Genomic DNA, 23,833 nt, shown 5'->3' with positions numbered 1-23,833 from the left:
TTGTCTCGTTGTGGGCAAAATCGTTTGCTTGCCATTATTCCTTTGAATTCAAATAGTTATACTTATTGTGGCAGTTCATAAAACGTCACGTATTTAGTATTTTTTAGTTCCCGTGATAATCCCTGTTCAATGAAAAGAATCGTTTTCTTGAAGTAAGTTGCGCTTGAAAACAAAAAAACTTTACTGTAAAGATTTTTTCTAAACATCTTCGGCAGTAAGGCTATCTTTATATTTTCCTGCCTTTGCAGGAAAATATGCAAAAGACCCTATTACTTTGCATCCCCGGATCACTCCGGGTTTGCCTTTATCGGAATGTGAATAGTTAGAACGAAGTAAAATGTTATTTGAGGCCCTCCGCAACATAATTTTTTAAAATTTTTAGCAATTAGCCGACCATGAATGTTGATGCAATACATAGCGGCATAAGTTTACAAGTATCTGTCATTCCGGGCCTGACCCGGAATCCAGTATTTTTATGGATTCCCGCTTCCGCGGGAATGACATATTCGTATGTGATTAATGGCGCTATGTATACATTAATAATATTGAAAAGATATTAATTTGAAGTGCCACAGCAAAATCAAGTTTTTTACCTGATTGACCTAACCCAAACAAGTCGGAAAAGACAAAATCCGAAGCACGAAATTCGTGAGTCAACCCTGTCAGGGTTTAAAACCCTGACAGGGTTAATTTTATTCATGTTTTTGCTAAAATGTCAAAATTATCTTTGGAAGATACTAAAAACAAAATTGATACCAGTATGCTGACAATGAAGATAATTTTTAAAAATTGTCCGTTATTATTTCAATTTTAAATACTTAAGAATATAAAAAGAGATGAGACAAAATTGACGAATTGATTGATGAGGTGAAAAAAAGTGCGACATGGCACATAAGTGTGACGTCACACAAGTGTGTCATGACACACTTTGTATTACAACAAAAATGAAAAAAGACTTTGAAACGAATGTCGAAAAGTGCTTATGTATACGTGATTGCCACCCCCCACTTATTGAGATTACCCACATCCTGTTTAGCCATATCCATTATTTTGAGATGCCAATCTCCTTTGGCAGAGGTTCCTAAATGCTTGCCAACAGATTAACGCTAATTTGCACTGATTAATCCAGTAGTTTCTCAAATCCGTTACTTTCTCGCAATATTCATCAGCCAACACATCCGTAGCGAGCCTTATTCCCATTTTCAGCATCTTTTTTAAATTCCGTCCAATATACATCAGTTTAAACTCTGCACAAACTTTTTCCAGCTAATATCTATTCATTGCACAAAGACGATATGGCACTACTTTCATGTACGAGAAATTGGAATTCAAGAAAAAAAGTTTGTTTTAAGTCGTTTATAGATTTATAATTGTCACAAAGAATTTCAAATGATTATTTCATTGGGAGACATATCATCAAACACTTTCATAGCATAGATTATTATCACATCGAAGATGAACATGGTCACAAACATGAGTATAGATCCCATGAACGAAAGAAACTCATCCTGGCCAGTGTGATTACCGCCAGCATCTTTATCGTGGAAGTTATTGGGGGATTTATCACCAATAGCCTTGCCCTGATCAGTGACGCAGGTCACATGCTTACTCACCTCTTTGCACTGTTGGTAAGCCTGTTTGCGTTATTCTTTGCCGCAAAACCTCCTACTGAAAAAAAGACCTACGGCTTTTACCGTTTAGAAATATTAGCAGCCTTGTTTAATGGTATAACCCTTTTTGTGATCACCTTGTGGATATTTTATGAGGCTTACCAACGCTTTACGCATCCGGAGACCATATCAAGCGGCAAAATGTTTATCGTGGCCATGATGGGTTTAATCGCCAATATAGCCTGTATCTACATTCTAAAAGAGGGGGGACACGGACATGAGCACAGCCTGAATGTCAGGGCAGCATTTCTGCATATGCTGGGGGACACTTTCTCTTCCTTTGGCGTCATAATCGGGGCAGTTATCATTTATTATACCAACTGGTTTATTGTCGACCCCATCATCAGCGTCATGATCTGCGTTCTCATCCTGATCTGGTCTTATAAATTGATCATGGAATCCGTTGACATTCTCTTAGAAGCAACGCCAAAAGGCATCAATATTGAAGAAGTTATTGCCAGTCTTAAACAGATTCCCGGGATTGATGATGCCCATGACATCCATATCTGGACAATTACCTCCGGTATGTATTCCATGAGTGGCCATATTGATACGAAAGATATGATGATTAGTGAAACCACCAGGCTTTCCAAAGAAATCAACCACATCCTGGGTGAAAAATTCAAGATCGGCCATACGGTAATTCAGTTTGGATGCGAGTGTAAGATTAACAACTTACACGGTAATCACAACCACAGTTAATGTCCTATAAAAACGACTTCCATTGTGGCTTTTTGTCCTGCGGCAGAAAAGACGATGTTCGTGGTACCCGGGGAAATACCATTTACGATAAATATTGCCTTGCCAATCGGATCAGTCAATGCCTCTGATGTAACAGTCGCAACTGTTGGGATTGTGCTGATAGCTGTGACTTTTATGCCGAAAAGTGGCCCTCCCTGCTTATCCAATAATTTAACAAATACTTTATCCTCTGAACCTGAATGGACACTTAGCTTGTGAGGACTCACAATGATATGTATCTCTTCCTCATATGGAGGGATTTGTGCACAAGAACTTAGTAAAATGGTACCAAGCCAAAGTAAAGAAAAAAACAGTGCCCTCTGATTTAGAAATTTCATGGTATTATCATCCTCTCTTTTTTAAAAAGTTTTGACATTACCTTAAACAACGTTTGACACTGCCTATGAACGGGACGGAGAAAAGACTAAAAAGTATTGGTAAGGAAGAAGAAATGTATGCCTTTTTGACAAAGTAAAACCTGCCTGCATAAGCTCGCTTATAACAATATCTTCAGGGAGACGGAATTTTAAAGGTGGACCAATAGGACTCTCATCACTGAATTCCAAAATAGCCAGTTTTCCTTGAGGTTTTAAAGCATGTCTAAGCTTTTTCATAAAATCAACTGGTTGTGCTATTTCATGATATGTGCTTAGCAGGATAGCAAGATCAAAACTCCCGGAAGGTAATTTTGGATCATCCATATCGCCCAGCACAAGGATTACATTTTTCAATCCTTTATCACCAAGCCGTTTGTTTATATAATCCAGCATCACCTGCTGTATATCAACTGCATAGACAGCCCCTGTATCTCCCACACGTTCAGATAATTTTACCGTAAGATATCCTGAAGCTGCACCAATATCTGCAATGGCCTGGCCCTTTCCAATCTCTAAGGCATTCAATACCTCATCTGGTTTCTGCCATTTATCACGTCCGGGGTCTTCAAGTAATGGTATTTTTGATGGACTAAAAAGCTTGCCCGGACGTTCACGCTTTATGTCTTCTTTTGCATAGGTGCTGACACACAGACATACTATTGCCGCAAAGACAAAAAATACTTTACAGCTTCGAATAAAATGATTTGCCATATTCCTCGTGTAGAATTTCATATTTTAGATACAATAAAATTTGATCGCATTAATTTAGTTTTTGTCAGGGAAAAGAAATATTTATCTTTCGTGGCTTCTTGCGCTAATCAATTATGTGCTTGCTTCTGGCTGTTTCCTTAATGACAGGGAAATTCTCCTTCTTCTCATGTCCACATCCAGTACAGTAACATTCACCTTTTGATGAACCTTAACCACATCATTGGGACTTTTCACAAAGCGATCCGAAAGTTGGCTTATATGTATCAGTCCGTCCTGATGAACCCCGATATCAACAAAAGCGCCAAATGCAGTTATGTTGGTTACGACTCCGGGGAGTTTCATGCCAGGCTGAATATCCTCAATCTTTTCGATCCCTTTTACAAAGTGAAACGGTTCAAACTTTTCCCGCGGGTCACGGCCAGGTTTTGCTAATTCTTTCATGATATCCTGCAATGTCGGTAAACCTACTGCGTCTTTTACATATCCTGAAAGGTCTATTCTGTTCCGATGATTCTCATCCCTCATCAAATCAATGACCGAGCATCTTATCTCTTTTGCCATGGCATCTACAATATGATAACTTTCAGGATGGACTGCGCTCCGATCAAGAGGATTTTCTCCATCACTGATGCGAAGAAAACCCGCTGCTTGCTCAAAGGCCCTCGGCCCCAGTTTATTTACCATTTTCAGTTCCTCTCTGGATCGAAAAGGGCCGTGTTCATTTCGGTGCTCAACGATGTTTTTGGCAAGTTGGGGTCCCAGGCCGGAGACATACATGAGCAGTTGCTTGCTGGCGGTATTGACCTCAACGCCAACGAGATTTACGCAACTGATAACTACGTCATCCAGACTGCGTTTCAGTATTCCCTGATCTACATCATGCTGGTATTGTCCCACACCAATAGACTTCGGGTCTATCTTTACCAACTCTGCCAGGGGGTCCATAAGCCGCCTCCCAATGGAAACCGCACCCCGTACCGTTACATCCTGATCAGGAAATTCTTCGCGGGCAACGTCTGAAGCGGAATAGACGGATGCCCCACTTTCATTCACCATAACAACCTGAATCTTTTCCGGGAGGTCGAGATTTCTCATAAACGACTCAGTTTCCCTTCCTGCGGTACCGTTTCCTATGGCAATGATTTCTACCTCAAATCTTCTACAGAGATTTAGAATCTTTGTAGCAGCTTCAGATGCGCCTGCCTCAGACTGATGAAGATATATTGTGTCAGTGTGGATCAGTTTTCCCTGTCTGTCCATACAGACCACCTTACATCCTGTACGAAATCCAGGATCGATGGCGAGGACGTTTTTTTGACCTAGTGGCGGGGCAAGCAAAAGCTGCCGAAGATTTTCAGCGAAGACTTTAATTGCCTCTTCATCCGCTCTTTTCTTTGTATCTAAACGTACCTCAGTTTCCATTGATATTGACAGGAGCCTTTTATAGCAGTCGTGTACTGCCATCCTGGCTTGCAGGGAAGCAGCACTGTTCCCTTTTACAAACAGCGCTTCAAGTATGGCAAGGGCATCTTCTTCAGGAGGAGTTACGCGCAGGCCCAAAAATCCCTCCTTTTCCCCGCGCCTCATCGCCAAAATTCTATGGGATGGAGCCGTCGATACAGGCTCCTCCCAATCAAAATAATCTTTGTACTTAATCCCCTCCTCTTCCTTACCGGTAATTACCTTCGTCCTGAAGACACCTTTTGTCATAAAAAGTTCACGGATTTTTGACCGGGCATTTTGATCTTCATTGACCCATTCAGCAATAATATCCCGGGCACCTCCAAGTGCATCCTCAACAGAATCAACCCCCTTCTCCGCATCCACAAAGGCCTCTGCTACTGCAAACGGGTCGGTATCATCCTGTGTGAAGATGCGCTGAGCCAGTGGCTCTAAACCCTTTTCTCTGGCAATGGTTGCCCTGGTACGGCGTTTGGGACGATATGGCAGATACATATCCTCCAGTACAGCCATAGTCTCCGCTGCAAGAATTTTCTCCTTGAGTTCACTGGTTAGTTGTCCCCTCTCCTCCAGCGATTTAAGGATGGCTTCCCGTCGCTTGTCCAATTCCCTGAGCTGGTCGAGACGGTCACGAATTGCCATGATGGCTACCTCATCCAGAGACCCGGTGGCTTCCTTTCTGTACCGTGCAATAAAGGGAACCGTAGCACCTTCCTCAAGAAGTACGGCAGTTCCCAGCACCTGCTTTGCTGTTATATTGAGTTCTTTGGCAATCCGAGAAATATATTCATTACTCATGATAATTTTTTTCTTATCCCTGAGAATAAACTTTTATTTTTAAATCTCAAAAAATATCATCGTTGGAATAAAGATGAAGTCAATTTAAACTTTCATTCCGTGTTTCATTATAGCGTGTTTCTCATAAATGTCCATAATTGGTTCAATTCAATAAAACCTTTTCTATTCTGAAAAACCACTTCAACGATCCTCTTTTTTCCTTGTCATTTCCTCGCATCTTGCAATACAAAGTGTGTCATGGCACATCTCTGTGACGACACACTTCTGTGACATGGCACAGTTTTGCATATCTATCCAGATAATTTCTTTTTTACTTTTCCGCGTTCTTTCATGGTCACAATTACAATGATGAAAATATTTTATAGCAAAATATTTTTTTGGAACTCTTTCTCTGTCCTTTCTGGCATTAACCTTGCATTTCCAAAATTAAGCGATCAAATTTCATGGTAAAGACATCAATTTAACTGATTAATAGAGATCGATTACAAGGATTATCAAGATATTAAAAAAAATAGAACACTTGTTACATAAGGGAAGAAAAATTGTTCTGAGTGGAATTACGTAACACAATTCGGCTAATCTGCCTTTTACAACGACGATGTTTTTTTCCCTATGTCTCTTCTAAATTCGGCACAGCAAGACATCTCCAATACACATTGAGAGAAAGAAGAAATGAATGAGTGCTTTTTTAAAGGAGGGGATCATGAAACCTATCCGTAGACATGACCTTATTGAACAGGACATCGGTCAAACAATGTTACTTTACGGCACTAAGGGAAAAGTACTTCATGTGCTCAATTCTACCGCAAAACTCATCTGGAAACTTTGCGATGGGGAACACAGCTTAGAAGACATGGAGCAGGTGATCAGGGAGAAATTCCCCCTGTCTGGCAAATACGATGTAGCGCAGAATATCCACCTTGCTCTTGAATTGTTTGCTGGAAAAGGGCTACTGGAGAAGATTGTCAGAGACAGGCGCTGTAAATGTATCGGGACTAGCCGCTGTTATCATGACATCGAACACAGAGTAATTTGCTGATAAATAAAATCCGCACGTATTTTTCTGTCATTCTGTTTCAAAAGAAAAAGCCACTTATTACCAAGTGGCTTTTGGGTTTTACGGTACAGACAAAAGGTATATTTTTTTATCATCCAGAAGCTGAACGCTGACAGCCGATGGCTCCAGGCTTTGCTTTACTTATATCTCCCCACCCTTCTCCCCTTGCATCCCATCTTTCCATGATTTGCCCGCTTACTGCGCCATGTCAATCTCTGCCTTCTCTTGTCTCTCATTGTTAAATTACCCCTATTTTAAAAATTCAATTTGAATCAGTCTTCTGTAATCATTCACCTGAAACATCAACCTTAGAAACACGGTACACCGCATACCTGCAGTGTAACTCCAAAATAACATTTTATACCAGTTATTTGCTTTCCTGCTTGGTGACGTCCTTCTCTGTCTCTATCTTCTTCTGAGTAGGTTTACTGCTCGCGTCTTCTACTTCTTCTTCAACCCCCTTGACGCCCTTCTTAAACTCGACTATGCCTCTCCCCAGGGATTTCATTACATCCGGTAATCTTTTACCAAAGATCAGAAGTGCCACAATCAGGATGATGAGCCATTCCCAACCACCTGGCATACTAAACATAGTTTATGCCTCCTTAAATAAAATCCTTAAAAACAACATAAAATTATATCATTGGATTGATGAAAATCAATGAATTTGTTTTGGAAACTATAGTTCGCTGTGATCAGGAATTGCGCCGGCAATCCAATTTTTGCCGTCCCCACGATTGCTGTCAATTGCTGCCGTTTCTGTAAGGCCTTACTTCCCTCAGCGTTTTAACAAGAAGTGATATATCCTCAGGCAGGTCCACCTGAAATTCCATTGTCTTATTCTGGATGGGATGGAAAAACCCGATCTTGTGTGCATGGAGCGCTTGCCGTTCGATGATGGGCACTTCCCCCGATTCCCTTTCCTTCCCCAACAGATCGGAAAGATAGCATGATTCATGGTTGCTATACATGAAGTCCGCAACGACCGGATGTCCAATCGACCGCATGTGTACACGGATCTGATGTGTCCGGCCCGTCTTTGGCATTACTTTCACCAGGGTGTAACCCCGAAAACGTTCCAGTACCTCATAGATGGACGTAGCCTCCTTGCCGTCGTCGCGTCTTACTGCCATCTTTTGCCGGTCACTCTTGTGCCTTCCAATGGGTAAATGAATCTCATCCGAGTCAAACGTAACCTCACCTTCTACCACGGCAATATATTCCTTCCTGACATACCTTTTTTCAAACTGCATGGCAATGTGTGAATGGACGGCATCGCTCTTGATTGCCAGCATAATGCCGCTGGTATCCCTGTCCAGCCGGTGTACAATACCCGCCTTTAACGGTCCGTTAATTTGGGAAAGATTCTGACAATGGAAGGCTAACGCATTGACAAGTGTTCCCGAAGGATGGCCACCTGCCGGATGGACAACCATGTCGTACGGCTTGTTAATAAGCATTAAATAATCATCTTCATAAACGATATTTAAGGGAATATCCTCAGGGACGATCTTGCTTTCTTCGAGTACAGGCACATGGACGGAAATAAAGTCTCCCTTTTGGATATCATAGCTGCTTTTGACCGTACGTCCATTGACCAGCACGGCACCCTCTTTTATTATTTTCTGAATAAAAGTTCTCGAGTAGTCAGGGAGGCGTGAAGCAAGGTACCGGTCAATCCTTTTATCATCGAACGTCTTCTTTATATCGAAGGTTACTTCTTTTACTTGTGAAACTTCCTGCTGCATCTTATCGAATCACCGATAAACGATACTGTGCCATGGTAGCCCAGTTACTGTTTGGAGAGAGTTCTGTCGTTTTGGTATATGAGCGGATTGCGTCGTTTGTTTGGCCTAACTTTTCATAACAACGCCCTGCATCCCAGCTTCCTTGCGCAACGAGAAAATTATTACCGGCAACCGAAATATCTTCAAATTGTTTAACCGCCTCCTGAAAAAGTCCCTTTTCCTCATAGGCGTATCCCAAAGATTGCTTTACAATGGGTGCAAGGGAATGACTTCTATACTTCTCCAGGAAATCATTATACATGCGAATAGCATCATCATAATTCTTCAGGCGATAATAAACATTTCCCGACTCAAATATTACCCATGGAGCAGCGCTGGATGAAGACATCGAATCTTTCAAATATTTGTAAGCATCAGCTGCAGTGCTCAAAGCAGCTGTTCTGTCTTTTTCGTCCTTTCCTTGTTGTATCGCCATTGCCAGATCGTTATTAATTTTCCACAGATTTTGCCACACAACCTCTGTCTTTCTGCCCTTTTCTGTGATGAAAAAAGCAGTTCCTCCGCCTGCGGCAATTGCAACACCAACACCTATTCCAATATATACTTTATATTTATTCAGCGTTTTTAATACGTTTAAAGTAGATTCTTTCATTTTCTCTTCTCTCTGCGATTTAAACACAGGCGAACAAGTTTGTCCGCTCCACCCAAAATACCGCTTAAATAAAATGAAATTTCTTTATACAATCGAATTATAAACCAACTAAAAATTCCGCCTCTTTAAAAATTTCCTGAATATCTTTTTCTTCCAAACCCGCCCCGCGGGCAATGCATTCGGCGCGGTTCCGGTCTAACAAATCGTCAGGCGTATGTGAATCGGAACCAAAAACAAGTTTTGTCCCAACCTCCTTCGCCATTTTAACAACGTGCCCATTTGCATAAGCATGCCCTTTCCTGCCGGAAATTTCCAATCTGACCCCTTTCCTTTTAGCAAGCCTTGCATCGTCCTCTGTTATAAGACCGGGGTGTACAAGGATATCAGCGCCGGCATCTATTGCTGCCCTATTTGTGCCCGGAAGCACAGGTTCAGTAATGGTTTCACCGTGCACCAGAACGATATGTGCGCCAAGTTCTTTTGCCCGTTTTACCATGGATTTTATATGCTCCGGACGAAGATGAGTTAATTCTGCACCCCCAAATACCTTGATCTTTGAAACAGCAGCTATTTCCCTGCAAGCCTTTAAAACATTCGGTATCACCGTGTCGATATTGGAGTAATCGACATGGTCTGTTATTACCAACCCACGGAAACCCTTTGCCTCGCAACGTCGGATTAATTCGGCCGGCAAGAGTACACCATCGGAAAATAACGTATGCGTGTGCAAATCAATCATCTGTGAAGATCAATCGTCGGTAAAGAATTTTAATGCGCCCGAGACGATTTGAACGTCTGACCTACGGTTTAGGAAACCGTCGCTCTATCCTGCTGAGCTACGGGCGCATTGGATTATTGCAAGTATTCCTAGACAGGAAACCGGGGCAACCGAGCAAAAATCAGATAGATTAAAACAGTAAATTATAGCCTCAAGTAAAAAAAAATCAACATCATTCCATCTCACCCGAACATTTCCACCTTACACTGAGAATTCAATTGAAGTAGAGAAAGCTTCATATTACAATGCAACGACATTATAAATACGTATTGTGTATTCCAGTAAACAACGGAAATTAGCCGGCGTGATTTGTTATACGAACGAAATGACAAAGGAGAAAAAACTTCATGCCTTTTCTTATTCGATATATACCATTATTCCTTCTTCCCGGTACGTTCATAGCCGGAGGTTGTGGTGTACAGGACCCTGATTACTACAACCGCCAGGGCGTTTCTTTGGATAGTCAAGGCAAGATTGATGATGCCATTGGTGAATATAAGAAGGCATTAAGGATAGAACCCAATAACAGGGAAGCCCATTACAACCTCGCCGTAGCCTATCACAAAAAGGGTTTGTACAAAGAAGCTATTGAGGAATACAAAACCGTATTGGAACTCTATCCAAATGACCCCGAAACTCTTTATAATCTTGGTGCGGTATATGTAAGAAACAACATGCAGGATGCGGCTATTTTTGCCTGGGAAAAGGCAGTAGAATTAAAACCTGATTTTACAGAAGCACATTACGTTTTAGGATTTACCTATGCTCAGAAAAAGCAATTTGATAAAGCCATTAAAGAATATAAGAATGTCCTTGAAAAAAAACCAGATGATGCAATTACCCATAACAATCTGGGGGCCGCTTACACCGAAAAAGGGCTGCTGGATGAGGCTATTGATGAATTAAAGAAATCTATCAAAATTAATCCGTCAATGGCGATGACCCACAAAAATCTTGAATTTGCTTACAGAAAGAAGGGAATGGAAGAGGAAGCTCGTAACGAACTCAAACTCTATGAGGAATTAACAAAAAAGGCAAATCAGTCGCAATAAAAGATTTTCATTCTTATCACTTATCACTCAAGATCTGTGTTCTACTTCACCGGGTCATACCCGGAACCACCAAAGGGATGGCACCTCAATACACGCCATATGCCCAGACAAATTCCCCAAAAAACACCCTTCTTTTCCACAGCATCAATCATGTACTGAGAACAGGTCGGTTCATACCGGCAGGAAGGATGAAAAAAAGGTGAAATGATACGTTGATAAACCTGGAGGAGCTTAATGACGATAAACTTCATTGGAAAAGGTTTCGTTAATTTGGAGCAGTAATTTCCTAAATCCATTGTCAACGTCTGACAGTTTCAAATCAGACGAAAAAGGATGCCTTGGAATGGCAATAATGTCGACATGTGAAGTAAGTAAGTGTTTATTCAACCTGTAAGCCTCTCTCAATAGTCGTTTGGCACGGTTGCGCCGGACGGCATTTCCCACCTTTCTGCTCACCACTAGTCCCAAACGGGAATGTTGAAGGCCGTTCGGTATGACATAGAGAACAATCTTTCCATTTTTTAATACCTTACCCTCGCGAAACACCTTTTCAAATTCCTTCTTTCGGGTCAAACGTTCGGCCTTTGTAAATCGAAAATTCATAAACTGAAAACGTATCATAATACAACAAGGGATTTTGTAATGCCTTTAGATTAGCAGAAAGAGATAAGGTAGTCAACGATATCCCTGCAAGATCAAACAATGCCATACAGACTTCTTAGTTCTTCTGACAGAAGGAATGATTTAAAGCCCAGAGCAAAAGCCTTTGAGCTATCAAGTGAGACATCCGGAGGTCTCTGCGCCGGCATGACCACGTCCTTCTGTCTGCAGGGTATCAACCTGGCCTCGCGTATGTTTAAGGTTTCTATGAGCAACTTGCCAAAATCGTAGCGAGAAATACGTTCAATGCCTCCTAAATGGAGTAATCCTTGTACTTTTTCAAGGGCCAGAAAAATCCCGGAAACTGCAGCTTTTACGCTTAACGGAGTCCTGAATTCATCCACAAATAATCGCAATTCTGTCCCCTCTCTCATTTTTTCGATCATTGGCTGAATAAAACTTTTCGCGCCAGGTCCGGGAATACCAAACATCAGGGCCATGCGGCAAACAGCAACCTGAGGATGATATTTGAGCATACCCTCCTCAGCCAATACTTTCTGTTCACCGTAAAAATTGACGGGACAAACGGGGTCTTCCTCACGGTATGGGGCATTCAAACCATTGAAGACCTGGTCGGTTGATGGAAAAACACACGGGATTTTATAGTCGGCACAAAGTGCTGCAATAGTAACTGAGGCATCTACATTAATTCTCTGTGATTCAGTCCGATGGGTTTGACAAAAATTCAGGTCAGATTTTGCGGCAGTGTGGATTACTGCATCCGGACGGGCCTCCTGAAATAATTTCTTCAGTTTGTGAAAATCGGTTAAATCAATTTTCACGATAGTTACACCTGCAATTTCCCCAGGATGAGAAAAGACTGTCCCGAATGTCTTCCATTTGTTCTTTGCGGCCTGACAAATATTCCAGCCCAGGAAACCACTGGCGCCTGTAACAAGCAAATTTTTCATATGAAACCAGGTTTATTTTCCCACTAATTGATTAAGAGAAACACATTCTTTTAAATGGTTATAGAGTTTGCCCCGAAAATCAGTATATAAGATGTCTTATATGGTGGATATCAAACCCAAAAACCACCTGGGCATTCATCTGCACCGAACATCTGCTCTTTTACGACAAAAGAGTGAAAAGGCTATCAGGATAAGGCTTGCTATATTGAGTGTGGCCAGGATCAGACACGTCCCGAATAGGCCAAGAAGGGGTAAGCAGATCACCCCTGTCAGTATTGCCCCGGAGAAGGCGCCAATGTGGTCGGCACCGTCAGTAGCCCCGGCAGATATGGCAATGTCTTTATTCTGCTGAATAAATATCTTATTGACCAATGGAAACTCTAAACCTGTCAGTATCCCTGCAATACCAATGAGACAGACCAACCCAACCTCGGCTGCCGTCGAATAAAAAGACAGTGCGTGGATTAAAAATGGTAAAATAAGGGCATAAAAACCAATAACCCCTTCAAAGATCATCAGGATGTTAATCCACCGGAATTCGGACACGGACAAACGAGTTTGTCCGTGCCACCCTTTTATTTTGCAATTTTCAGATATCAGCATATCATCTTTTGCAGGCAAATGATGTGTACTCCCTTCTATTTTCAAGATGATTCGATTAGCAATATACCCGCCGAGTGCAAGTCCAACCATAAAGACGGCAACAATAACGCCCATTCTCTCATAAATATAACCATAGATATTTTGAAAGGCATAGATGAGCACAATTTCCAGTGCAATACCGGTAAACCCAGTTGTGGCTAAAACGATAAGGCAGTTGGTTTTAAGTTGTCTGGTATAATCACGATTGAATCTATCGACAGACACAGATTGATTACTATTAGGTTGGGCCGTTTTGGATTTTATAACCTCCCCTTCATCCCCTCCTTCGTAAGGAGGGGACGAAGGAGTAGTAATTTTCAAATTATCTTCTTCGTTAGGGGAAGCAGATCGGTTTTCTTCCTGGTATTGGCTCATTACTTTATGCCTGCCGTCTTTCCATCCTTGCCTCAATTGCCTTAAACCCACATAAATTATCCTCCCTGCCAGGGCAATCACAATGGGGATGAGAAACGATTTCAAACCCACGTCCTTTAAACCGTGAAATAACCCGTGCAGGGGCCCACCGGTCAGGGAATCCCACAATACGAGGTTTAGAAAATAGGTGACTGGTCTTGCATCCGTGTTAACAAGCAGGTCCTTTCTCTGGCTCAATTGCCTTTCGATAAATGCAACCTGTTCTGGCTGAAGCATGGTATAAAAGAGATATTCGGTAAAATAATCGGATTTTATCTGAAATTTTCTATACCGCGCCATAAGCGTTTCTATATCAGGGGTAACGATCCCGTCCTTATTGCATGCAAAATAGAAATTGGTTTGGCCAGGTGTCACAAGCACATTTTGAAAGGTTTCGTGCAGGGTACGATAGAGAGAACCCGTATAACTTCCCACCTCTTTTCCGATATAGGTCACTGCCGAGCTAACTGAGGCGGCCAAAACCCCGTCTGATTTTAAAATGGCCTGAATTTCTTTAAAAAATTCAAGGGTATAAAAACGGTTAAGGAAGGCCGTTGAGGGATCCGGGGTATTTACCAGGATAATGTCATAGTGTTGTTTCTTTGATGTGTTTTTTACGTAATAACGGCCATCCTGATGAAATACCGTTACGCGTTTATCGGTTAGTGCTTGTTTATCTGATGGAGATAGATATTTGCCGGAGATTTCCAGAAGGTTTTGGTCCAGTTCCACGTAATCCAGTGTTTCGATGGGATACAAAAGCATTTCTGAAATGATTCCACCCAGTCCATTACCGATCAGGAGCGCGCGTTTTGGAGACGGATGCTGGGTCATCACCAGATGGGCGATTTGGGCGTATTCATATTCGTTGGGAAAGGCAGCGGCATATTGTCCATTGAGATAGATGCTGTATTGTTCGGCCTGCCTGCCTATGTCGATATGCTGGTATTTTGAGTCCGCAGAGGTCACCAGCTCAATATGGGGGTTCAACGTATTCCATCGCATCTTTGTGGACAATGCCTCCACCTTATCAGGGATAGGCGAAAACAAAACTGCTATTGTAAGCAACAACAAACCCAGGGAAACATATCCCAGAGTCTTTTTTGTTTTCTTATCTCCTTCTTCACCGAAACAGATTTGTTCTCTTCCCAGAAAAGAGAAAAGTAAAATGGTTAAAAGGACAAACATCCCCATATTCAACAGAGCTATGATGGTAAAGGGATGGAATCTGGAGACCAGAAAAAATGAAAATACCAGCCCTCCAACGAGACTGCCTATAGATTCAACAATATACACCACTCCAATATCCACAGCGGCATCCCTGGTATTTCCTGGTTTATCTTCCTTTTTCTTAGCAGGGTTTTTAGTGATGGTTACGTCTTGCGAGTCTCCGGCATTCTCATTTCGGATTTTGGATTTCGGATTGTGGATTTCAGATTTGGAATTGGATAATAAATCCGAATTCTGGAATCTACAATCCGAAATTACTTTTTGATTACGACAATGCAGCACTCCGGTAATATCCCACACAACCTTTGATGAGAATGGGAAGATAAACCCAATGATAAAACTAAACGGAAAGATTAATCCAATAGAGGTAAGGAGCAGGGGTAGCAGGGAAATGTACTCGCCAATTCCAACACTCAAAAAGCCCCGTATACAGCGTACAAAAAAGATTTGTGCGGGTAATACGAAACATAGGATGAACAATGTGATTATGAAAACGCCGAATGTGTATTTAAAAGCATATTCAACCTTTGCGCCCGCAAAGGCACCGGCTGCAATACCAAGAAACCATGCGCCAAATACAATGCCAAGACACAGTTCGTTGCCATAATAGATATTCAAAAATTCACGGATCAATATCACCTGTGCAATGGTGGCGTAACAACCAATCGCTGCAATGCACAGGAATAATAAGATATGAAACGTTCTGTTTTGCATGGTTTTTTGTTTGAAATGGCTTATCAAAAGGGTAAACTAATTCGTTACAATTCATCTACGAATAGTCACAAATTGACACGAATGAAAATGGAATCTTATATAGGGAATTATCCTATAAAATAATTGCATTGGCAATGAAAGACTTGTTTGATTTCAGTATTTAGATTTATCTTGGGAATGTTACCAACTAAAAATTACAATAACAATTAGGGATTAAATCCAACTCCTAACGGGGAACAGAATGAAAAGAAATCGGCGTGTGTTTGGATCAAAAATCAATTGCAAATCTCTTTCATGCGCTCCTATTAACGAACTTGGGGTAGTTTATCTTTTTGGAATGCTGCATGATGCTTTTGACTTTAAAATCGAATCTATTCAGGCAGGTTTTCCTGATTGCATTGCGCGACGTTACATCGGAAGTGGACGTTGGGAAGAACTTCGAATCGAATTTGAATTCAAGAGTCGAACATTTTGAACATAAACATAATCCTGATTTGGTAGACATTATTGTTTGCTGGGAACATAATTGGTTAGAATGTCCAAAACAAATTGAAATCATCGAATTGTCTTCCTTGATTGGTAAAATAGAAGACATCGCAAAAGAAGTGAAGGAACCAAAAAGATTATCTGCCTATAATGAGTTTTGCAGAGATAAGAGATTGGAAGGTTTAACTTTTTCTGAGATAGCCACCTTATGGAAAAAGCATCTGTATACTAAAACGGAAAAAAATCAAAAAGCTATTGAAAATGTTCTTTCCGATTGGCAACAGTTTTGTCGAAATAAAAGGTTGGAAGGAAAGACATTTTCGGAGATTGGGAAACTATGGCAAAAACAACGAAGTAAACGTGATACGCATGGCGATTAACGGGAGTAAGAACAGCTTGCTTTCTCTGCGATATTAGTTGTGCTCTGTAATACGCTATTAAGACAGGTGAGAAACAAGAAAAAATTAAATAATTTGAGTGAGGTGAGAATATGAGTAAAAAAGAATTAGTCATAAGTGAAATTGAACATGTTCCAGAGCCTTTCCTTGACGAGGTATTAGATTTTATTCATTTTTTGAAGACAAAGATAATTAAGGAAAGGCTTGATACTGCTATCGCAAGCGAATCTTCGCTTGAAAAAGATTGGCTAAAACCAGAGGAGGACGAGGCGTGGCAAAATTTGTAGAAGGCGATGACGTAATTCTCTGTCAGATTACCAGCCAAACTATTAAAGACAATTATTCACTTTTACTCGACGATAAGGATTTTGAGGCAGGAAGCCTGAAGCAGCCGAGTAATGTAAGACCCAATCGCATATTTACTACAGATAGTCATATTATCTTATATAGAGTTGGCAGTCTTAAAATAGAAAAACTCACTGAGATTATCGATAAGGTTATCGAAATCATTCGTAAGTGAAAACGCAACTTCTGATAAAAATCAATGTCCAATTAGGGAAGAAATTAAGAAGGCCAAATGCTAGACAAGTATTCCGATAATTATTCAGCTTCAGGTTTGATTACAACCCAGACAGAGGCATGGTCTAAATATGATTGGTTTGCGATACTCACGTTATTCCTCCTTACCCTTGCATATTTCTACAATGTTGTTATTCCCATAGATTATAACGTCCTGAGCGATCAGAATACCGATACCCGCCACCAGCTATTTTACTGGAGATATTTTGGTTTCAATACCTTAGCCAAAGGGATAATACCCCTCTGGAACCCATATATTTATGGTGGGACACCATTTGTCGGGGGGGTGCAATCTGCCATATTCTATCCGCTCAATCTGATCTTTCTTGTATTCCCTATTCATGTAGCTATCAACTATAGCATCATCCTCCATGTATTTTTATCAGGGGCATTTACTTACCTCTATCTCAGATATCTCAGCTTTCCGGAAACGCGTTACCCTAACCGCAACAAAATTACCCCCCCTATTTCCCCCCTTTCGCAAGGGGGGGATGAAAGGGGGGATAAAACCCTAGCCGGTACAAACAGGATTTCCCGATCGAGCTGTATGATCGCGTCCATCATATTTATGTTTTGCGCCCCGCAGATATTCCACGTCTATCCCGGGCACCTCCCCAATCTGTGCACCATGATATGGCTACCACTTATTCTTTTGTTTTCGGAGTTGTTTATACGTACCAGAAAATTTTTCTATGCACTCCTGGGCGGGTTTGCGGTTACATTGAATATCCTGGCGGGTCACCCTCAATATTTTTTTTATACCGCCATTGCCGTAATTATCTATTTTATCGTACGTATTATCCAGGAATTCAGAGGACATGGGGATTGGAAATATGTTGGGTATCATACAGCGGGGGTTTTCATCCTCTACGTTGCGGGTATCTCACTCGCTGCCGTTCAACTATTACCGGCCATTGAGATGTTCAAACATTCTGCCCGGCAAACAATTTCATACGAATGGGTTGGCCAGTTTTCTTTTGCGCCAGAAAATTTCATCACCTTATTTATCCCCGAATTTTTCGGAAATTCACTCAAAACCCCTTATTGGGGGAGGTACTACCTCTGGGAGATGTCGCTGTATGTCGGCATCCTTCCTTTATTATTGAGTGTACTTGCCTCATGCCGCAATAGAAATAAATTCACTAAGACCTTTCTCATTATGGCATTGATCACGGCAATCCTGGCATTGGGCAAGTTTACACCACTTTTTAAAATCCTTTATACCGTTGTGCCCGGATTTAACATGTTCCGGGGAAATTCAAAGTTCATATTTATCGTGGCATTTTCCCTTTCTGTCCTCTCCGGCATTGGGGCAGAATACTTGCAAACAAATGTTTTTACGAAAAAAAAGATACCTTCTTTTCTTTATACTACTATCGGCATTGTTTCTGCCATAAGCCTGTTTCTCTTAATCTTCTTTTTGTTCAGGGCAGGATATGGAACATGGTATGGCATTATTCAGAAGATTTGTTCACTGGGAGATCGATACACCACACTACCAAACCTGAATGATGCTGGATTTTTGCATGCAACCTTTGCCATTGCTACAAGGGGTGCAGTAAAATGTATAATTCTGAGCATATTAAGTCTGCTTGTTATTGGCTTATGGATGAATGGCAGGTTAAGAAAGCAGATTTTAATCCCCATTACCATAGCTGTACTATTCGGAGACCTCTGGTGTTTCGGAAACCAATATATGGTTACCTTTGATTTCCGACAATGCTTTTGGAATAAGGAAATGCTCAACGTCTTGAAAAATGACCCCGAACCGTTCCGCATCACGACTGTTGGGCACTTTGAGCTTAATCAGGGTATGGCTCATAATATTTCTCATATCGGGGGATATGACGCCAACGTCATTAAAGAATACAGCGAATTCATCAACCTGTCCGATGGTAAACCCATAGAAGAACCACGCATCGTTATGGAAGTAACTCAACTTTCCAGACTGACCAATCTGCTTAATTTAAGGTATATCCTTCTTCCCGCCAGTGCGAGGATAGAACATCCAATGATAAAACCGGTCTTTCACGACTCTCAATATGCCCTCTTTTACAATACACAGGCATTGCCGCGTGCCTTTATTGTCCATAAGGCCAAGACCTTGCAGGGAAGAGATGCCATATTTAAGGAACTCTCCGGCAGTGCATTTGATCCCAAAGAATATGTTATCCTGGAAGGACCTACCAATATTATAGAGCTTTCCAGCCGCAAAATTACCCCTCCTCTTTCCCCCCCTTCGCAAGGGGGGGATGAAGGGGGGAGGGAAACCTTTGATAAAAAAGAGAAGTTTTTGCAGGGTAATACCATAAAGAATGCAGACACAAAAAATTTACCACAAGAGCCCATTCCGGCCATCCTTGAATACTCACCAAATAGCGTTACAATAAAGGCAACTCTCCTGGAAGATGGTTATCTTGTCCTTGGTGACACATTTTATCCCGGCTGGAATGCGTACGTTGATGGAAAAAAGAGTAAGGTGTTAAAGACCAATTATATCCTCCGGTCGGTCTTCCTTGAAAAAGGTGAGCACATAGTTAAATTTGTCTACGAGCCTAAATCATTTGTCATTGGTATGATCATTACGCTGATAAGTATAGGAATTTTAGTTCCTGTGTCAGTGTTTTGTAATAGTTCTGTTGATCGCAGAAGATACTGAAGCTGCAAAGACCGAAACATGCGTATGCCTTAACGTCGCTGCCGAAGGTAGCATAATTTCATGATAAGGAAATTCAAGCAAAAGCGCCTTCTCACTGAGGGGGACAACCATCTGTCCCCCGCTGGCGGGGGGAGTAAAGGGGGTAGCCCACTGTCATAAACATTTGTATTTAAAAGTAGCCAAGGTCTAATTCAAAGATACCAGCCGTTTTCTCTGTGCGATCTGCGGCTAATTATTCACTTTAACAGATTCGAAGACGTTGAACAAGAAGACCCACTTAACATTACTCTTACTTATCACCATAGTGCCAGTACTGGCTTACCTGAATTCTCTGAGAAATACCTTTGTTTATGACGATTACATTACCATAACCAACAACCATTTTATTCGGGATTGGCGCTATCTTTCTGCATTTTTCAGCCAGAAATACTTTGTTGTCTCCGGCGAACTCACGTACCGGCCCATCGTCACCCTTTCCTATTTTCTTGAGTATGCCCTTTGGCAACTAAAACCGTGGGGCTATCATCTGACAAATATTATTATCCATACCCTTAACGTTTACCTGGTTTATTGTATGGCATATCGACTCTTTTATAATCGACAGTCGGCCTTTATTTCCTGCCTAATTTTTTCCATACACCCCATTTTTACAGAGGCCGTCAACGCCGTTAGCTATCGTGAAGACCTTTTGTCTGCCACCTTTTTGCTGACAGCCTTTCTCTTATTTCTCAAATCCAACAGGAGCACTGGCAGAAGAAACTTCATCATTTGCTATGCCTTTTCTTTATGTACATATCTCTTTGCCTTGTTATCGAAGGAAATGGCAATCACCCTTCCATTCTTAATCCTCGCCTGCGACCTCATCCTTCAGAATGGTATCTCGTTAAACCTTCATACTACGATAGACCGCCACTACCTCAACCAAAAGCCCCTTCTCTTTTCCCCCTTCGCAAGGGATCGAGGAAATGTTATTGATTACCCCTCTTTGATTCCCCCCTTGCGAAGGGGGGACACAGGGGGGTATAAAAAACCTTTCCAGAAAATTATTATGCCGCTCGTAACACCGTATGCAGGCTATGTTGTCGTCAGCGCCTTTTATCTGTATCTGCGATTCTCTCTATTCCATAATCCTGGCGAATCAGTCGAGTTTCCCGGGAACAGTATTTTTGCAAACGGTATCATGATGACAAAGACGCTTGGTTATTATTTCAAGCTCTTGTTTATCCCGGTCCCGCTTAACGCAGATTATGTGGTTCCCCTTACCTATTCACCTGCCGATGCGGCTTTCCGGGTAAGTGTTGTCGTAGTAATACTCGTTATTGTTCTGTCAATAAAACTATGTCGTCTTTCAAGGATATGGACTTTTTCCATCCTCTGGTTTTTCATAACACTCCTGCCAGTAATGAATATTATCCCCATAATCAATATCATGGCAGAGCGATATCTTTATATTCCAGGCATAGGATTTACCCTGCTATTGGGTTCGATATTTACTCAAAAACCGTTTACAAGACTTTTTCATATAAAAGGCAAAATCTTAAACTGGAGGGTATTTCGCATAGCATCAATAACCATCATCTGTCTCTTATTTGCGTGGGGTACGATAAGCAGAAACAGGATATGGTTCAATGAATTCACCTTTAGCACAGAGACCATACGCCGTTCACCAGGGAGTTTTCGGGTATATAACGACCTCGGGTACTTTTATTATCATAATGGTTTCACCGATGCGGCCATTCAGGCGTTCAAGGATTCTATTCGGGTGAGATACGAGCAACCCAAGGCGCACTGTAACCTCGGTGCCGCATATTCGCTGAAAGGTCTTAATGATGAAGCAATTAAAGAACTCAAATTAGCAACACAGTTAAGAAATGAATACCCGGAGGCGCATAACAATCTGGGTCTTCTTTACAAAAGGAAGGGGATGCTGGATGAGGCTGTCGGTGAATATAACGAGGCGCTCAAAACCAACCCTTATTATGCCGATGCACACTGCAACCTGGGGAGTGCCCTTATTGATCAGGGGAGGCTCGACGAGGCGCTCTCTGAATTGGAAAAGGCCGTAAAAATTCGAAGAAATTTTGCCCTGGCACATTATAACATAGCCGTGGTTTATTTTAAAAAAGGGCAAATGGACAAAGCCTATAATAAGCTTTTAGAGGCTAACCAATTAGACCCCAAAAATGCCGACGTCCACATCAGTCTGGGTGTTTTGTATCTGAACCATCTTCATGACAACAAAAAGGCATTGGAACATATCCGGGAGGCGTTACAAATAAACCCCAAACACAAACAAGCAGGAGAAATGAAGAAAATTATCAATAAACTAACGTCTACAGAAGGAAAGCCTTAGAAGGAGTATTTCGTTAAAAATAATTTCGTAAACTCAATAATCTATAGTGAACGAAAAAAGTAAGTTGTCATTCCTGCGAAGGCAGGAATCCAGTCTTTCGCTACTTTTCTGGATTCCCATTGGAGTTTACCCCTTGCGGGGGACAGGGGTGGGAATGACACAGAGAAACAGAATGTCAACTTATTTAAGAAATTTATATACCAGGATTATTAAATTGAATATATTTCTGAAAAGGCGTAAAATATTGTCGAATTTAGGCTATCTAAAACAGACAATCGTTTTCCCGCTTTTTCGTTGGCGTTTATGATTTTACTCTGTTAGAAGACAGAAACTGTACAGTAACTTGTTAGGCGTCTCGTCCCAATATCGGAGTGAGCATCCTGTGACCAACTCCACGCAACCAATTTCACCAGATACGCTTTACGAGCAACTCAACGAACGTTCGCGCATGTATACGTCTCAATTGTGGCAGGTGCCTGGACTCTATCTCGCGCTTACCGCATGGATTCTTGACAAGATTCCTACATTCTCAACTACACTGAAAGTAATCATCTGCTTCTCTATGGCTGGAGTCTCACTTTTCGTCTGGGTGTTTGTCGCACAACTCAAATTCTTGGAGCGTCGTGCCATTCGACAGATGCAGTTGCTGGAGGGGAAAGCCCTATCTACTGGCGGCAGCCCTTGGTTTTTCAGCTTCATTTGGTATGTGAGAGCGCTACTCGTGTTCGCAACGTTTGGTTTCTTTCTCTTTGGCGTACTCACACTCCCAGTGTTGGCTTGCATACAGTTTGTTACTGCGGCTATCGGTGGCGTAATATTCGCTGCTATCTATTTTTCCCTAGGAATTTATGATCGCAGACGGTCAGAACACATTCTTAATGAAATTCGCAACGCCTCGTTGGGGGTCATTATAGAAAATGATTGAAGACCACGAACCAAATGACTGGAAAATACTTCAAGAGGGGGTATGCAGAATCTTCAATGAAATTGGGCTGAAAGCTGAAATCAATAAAGAGATAACCACACCTCGTGGAAAAGTTTCTTTGGATGTTTTTGCGATAGATCCTGGTAGTGTTGATAAAATCCAATATGTTGTTGAATGCAAAAACTGGAATAGCTCCATACCACAAAGCGTTATTCATTTATTTACAACAGTCATCCACGAAGTTGGTGCACATGTTGGATATATTGTATCAAAACACGGTTTTCAGAAAGGATCTCTCGAATATTTAAGAAATACAAATATTAATGCACTTACCTTTAAAGATTTTCAAAATCACTATATGGAAATTTGGATTGATCGCTACTTTTGTAAAAAGGTGAGTGATGAATCAAACTCTCTAATTCAATATACTGAACCAATTAACTCTCGTAGAGAAAGGTATAAAGCAAACCTTTCAGACGCGCAGCTCAAAGAATTTTCAGATCTTTATGAAAAGTATTATCTGTTTGGAATGATACTCGTTCCTATTTCAGTTAGGAGTTCAATGCCTCAATTTACGCCAAGGCCAGATATTTCAGTCAAAAATCTTAATAGAGTAATTGAAGAAACGTTGGGACCGGAAGCAATAATTGTAACACCATTTCTTCGTGATTATTTAGAGGCACTTATTAAACTTATACCTAAATTCTGCAAATGATTTTCGCGTAGCAAAAATCGGCCTTCCATAATACCCTTACTACGCAAAAATCAATAATAAACTTCAATATTTGGCGGTTTGCGGAGTTACCCGGTGGCGTTA

21 protein-coding genes, 1 tRNA gene, 1 pseudogene and 1 riboswitch are annotated in these 23,833 nt (G+C 41.4%); of the genes and pseudogenes, 10 read left to right on the top strand and 13 right to left on the bottom strand.

Annotated elements, in window-relative coordinates; all coding sequences use genetic code 11:
* Nucleotides 1-207 precede the first annotated feature (207 nt).
* Nucleotides 208-313, bottom strand: a riboswitch (cyclic di-GMP riboswitch).
* A gap of 667 nt (nucleotides 314-980) precedes the next feature.
* Nucleotides 981-1,091 (bottom strand): annotated as a pseudogene (locus E3K36_16685) (hypothetical protein).
* A gap of 357 nt (nucleotides 1,092-1,448) precedes the next feature.
* Here E3K36_16685 and E3K36_16680 point away from each other — a divergent pair.
* The gene (locus E3K36_16680; GenBank protein ID MCF6156829.1) at nucleotides 1,449-2,372 is read left to right on the top strand and encodes a cation transporter; all 924 of its coding nucleotides are present in this window, start codon (nucleotides 1,449-1,451) and stop codon (nucleotides 2,370-2,372) included.
* Here E3K36_16680 and E3K36_16675 read toward each other — a convergent pair.
* The 3 genes from E3K36_16675 to E3K36_16665 all read right to left on the bottom strand — a co-directional run bounded on the left by E3K36_16675 (nucleotide 2,369) and on the right by E3K36_16665 (nucleotide 5,758).
* On the bottom strand, nucleotides 2,369-2,749 hold the full coding sequence (locus E3K36_16675) for a hypothetical protein (protein MCF6156828.1): 381 nt from the start codon (nucleotides 2,747-2,749) through the stop codon (nucleotides 2,369-2,371). The two genes, E3K36_16680 and E3K36_16675, sit on opposite strands and share 4 nt — an antisense overlap.
* Nucleotides 2,750-2,812: 63 nt before the next feature.
* Nucleotides 2,813-3,520: a methyltransferase domain-containing protein gene (locus E3K36_16670; GenBank protein MCF6156827.1), complete on the bottom strand. Its 708-nt coding sequence runs from the start codon at nucleotides 3,518-3,520 to the stop codon at nucleotides 2,813-2,815.
* 90 nt (nucleotides 3,521-3,610) lie between these two features.
* A complete protein-coding gene (locus tag E3K36_16665) occupies nucleotides 3,611-5,758 on the bottom strand; it encodes an RNA-binding transcriptional accessory protein (protein MCF6156826.1) in 2,148 nt (715 codons plus the stop codon).
* Nucleotides 5,759-6,434: 676 nt separating this feature from the next.
* Between E3K36_16665 and E3K36_16660 the strand changes: the two genes are divergently transcribed.
* On the top strand, nucleotides 6,435-6,797 hold the full coding sequence (locus E3K36_16660; protein MCF6156825.1) for a PqqD family protein: 363 nt from the start codon (nucleotides 6,435-6,437) through the stop codon (nucleotides 6,795-6,797).
* Between the two features lie 385 nt (nucleotides 6,798-7,182).
* Here the strand turns inward: E3K36_16660 and E3K36_16655 are convergent, their stop codons facing one another.
* From E3K36_16655 to E3K36_16635, 5 genes are all read right to left on the bottom strand, one after another.
* Entirely contained in the window at nucleotides 7,183-7,407 is a 225-nt protein-coding gene (locus tag E3K36_16655; protein MCF6156824.1) for a twin-arginine translocase TatA/TatE family subunit, read from the bottom strand.
* 151 nt (nucleotides 7,408-7,558) lie between these two features.
* Nucleotides 7,559-8,563 carry an RluA family pseudouridine synthase gene (locus E3K36_16650; GenBank protein ID MCF6156823.1) on the bottom strand — a complete coding sequence of 335 codons (1,005 nt, stop codon included), beginning with the start codon at nucleotides 8,561-8,563 and terminating at the stop codon, nucleotides 7,559-7,561.
* Between the two features lies 1 nt (nucleotide 8,564).
* Nucleotides 8,565-9,215, bottom strand: a complete 651-nt coding sequence (locus tag E3K36_16645; GenBank protein MCF6156822.1) for a tetratricopeptide repeat protein — start codon at nucleotides 9,213-9,215, stop codon at nucleotides 8,565-8,567.
* A gap of 97 nt (nucleotides 9,216-9,312) precedes the next feature.
* Nucleotides 9,313-9,954: a histidinol phosphate phosphatase domain-containing protein gene (locus E3K36_16640; protein MCF6156821.1), complete on the bottom strand. Its 642-nt coding sequence runs from the start codon at nucleotides 9,952-9,954 to the stop codon at nucleotides 9,313-9,315.
* A 33-nt stretch (nucleotides 9,955-9,987) separates the two neighbouring features.
* Nucleotides 9,988-10,061: transfer RNA gene (locus E3K36_16635), tRNA-Arg, on the bottom strand.
* A 279-nt stretch (nucleotides 10,062-10,340) separates the two neighbouring features.
* Here E3K36_16635 and E3K36_16630 point away from each other — a divergent pair.
* A complete protein-coding gene (locus E3K36_16630) occupies nucleotides 10,341-11,045 on the top strand; it encodes a tetratricopeptide repeat protein (protein ID MCF6156820.1) in 705 nt (234 codons plus the stop codon).
* A 41-nt stretch (nucleotides 11,046-11,086) separates the two neighbouring features.
* Here the strand turns inward: E3K36_16630 and yidD are convergent, their stop codons facing one another.
* The 4 genes from yidD to E3K36_16610 all read right to left on the bottom strand — a co-directional run bounded on the left by yidD (nucleotide 11,087) and on the right by E3K36_16610 (nucleotide 15,616).
* Complete coding sequence (gene yidD / locus E3K36_16625) at nucleotides 11,087-11,296, bottom strand: membrane protein insertion efficiency factor YidD (GenBank protein ID MCF6156819.1); 210 nt, start codon at nucleotides 11,294-11,296, stop codon at nucleotides 11,087-11,089.
* Nucleotides 11,277-11,666, bottom strand: a complete 390-nt coding sequence (gene rnpA, locus E3K36_16620) for a ribonuclease P protein component (GenBank protein ID MCF6156818.1) — start codon at nucleotides 11,664-11,666, stop codon at nucleotides 11,277-11,279. Before rnpA ends, yidD begins: the two co-directional genes overlap by 20 nt.
* 74 nt (nucleotides 11,667-11,740) lie before the next feature.
* A complete protein-coding gene (locus E3K36_16615) occupies nucleotides 11,741-12,616 on the bottom strand; it encodes an NAD(P)-dependent oxidoreductase (GenBank protein MCF6156817.1) in 876 nt (291 codons plus the stop codon).
* A gap of 135 nt (nucleotides 12,617-12,751) precedes the next feature.
* A complete protein-coding gene (locus E3K36_16610) occupies nucleotides 12,752-15,616 on the bottom strand; it encodes a hypothetical protein (protein ID MCF6156816.1) in 2,865 nt (954 codons plus the stop codon).
* A gap of 344 nt (nucleotides 15,617-15,960) precedes the next feature.
* Here E3K36_16610 and E3K36_16605 point away from each other — a divergent pair, with 344 nt between their 5' ends.
* The 7 genes from E3K36_16605 to E3K36_16575 all read left to right on the top strand — a co-directional run bounded on the left by E3K36_16605 (nucleotide 15,961) and on the right by E3K36_16575 (nucleotide 23,731).
* Complete coding sequence (locus tag E3K36_16605) at nucleotides 15,961-16,482, top strand: hypothetical protein (GenBank protein ID MCF6156815.1); 522 nt, start codon at nucleotides 15,961-15,963, stop codon at nucleotides 16,480-16,482.
* Nucleotides 16,483-16,592: 110 nt separating this feature from the next.
* A complete protein-coding gene (locus E3K36_16600) occupies nucleotides 16,593-16,787 on the top strand; it encodes a DUF2281 domain-containing protein (protein ID MCF6156814.1) in 195 nt (64 codons plus the stop codon).
* Nucleotides 16,745-17,020, top strand: a complete 276-nt coding sequence (locus tag E3K36_16595) for a type II toxin-antitoxin system PemK/MazF family toxin (GenBank protein ID MCF6156813.1) — start codon at nucleotides 16,745-16,747, stop codon at nucleotides 17,018-17,020. Before E3K36_16600 ends, E3K36_16595 begins: the two co-directional genes overlap by 43 nt.
* 57 nt (nucleotides 17,021-17,077) lie before the next feature.
* Nucleotides 17,078-19,738, top strand: coding sequence for a hypothetical protein (locus tag E3K36_16590; protein ID MCF6156812.1), 2,661 nt, complete (start codon nucleotides 17,078-17,080; stop codon nucleotides 19,736-19,738).
* Between the two features lie 259 nt (nucleotides 19,739-19,997).
* On the top strand, nucleotides 19,998-22,091 hold the full coding sequence (locus tag E3K36_16585; protein MCF6156811.1) for a tetratricopeptide repeat protein: 2,094 nt from the start codon (nucleotides 19,998-20,000) through the stop codon (nucleotides 22,089-22,091).
* A gap of 382 nt (nucleotides 22,092-22,473) precedes the next feature.
* The gene (locus E3K36_16580) at nucleotides 22,474-23,016 is read left to right on the top strand and encodes a hypothetical protein (GenBank protein MCF6156810.1); all 543 of its coding nucleotides are present in this window, start codon (nucleotides 22,474-22,476) and stop codon (nucleotides 23,014-23,016) included.
* Nucleotides 23,009-23,731 carry a hypothetical protein gene (locus E3K36_16575; protein ID MCF6156809.1) on the top strand — a complete coding sequence of 241 codons (723 nt, stop codon included), beginning with the start codon at nucleotides 23,009-23,011 and terminating at the stop codon, nucleotides 23,729-23,731. The genes E3K36_16580 and E3K36_16575 overlap by 8 nt, the downstream gene beginning before the upstream one ends.
* Nucleotides 23,732-23,833: the final 102 nt, after the last annotated feature.

The organism is Candidatus Brocadia sp. (assembly GCA_021646415.1).
GTDB lineage: Bacteria > Planctomycetota > Brocadiia > Brocadiales > Brocadiaceae > Brocadia.
The sequence above is the reverse complement of the archived record's forward strand: the minus strand, read 5'-3'. Positions and strand labels throughout refer to the sequence as shown.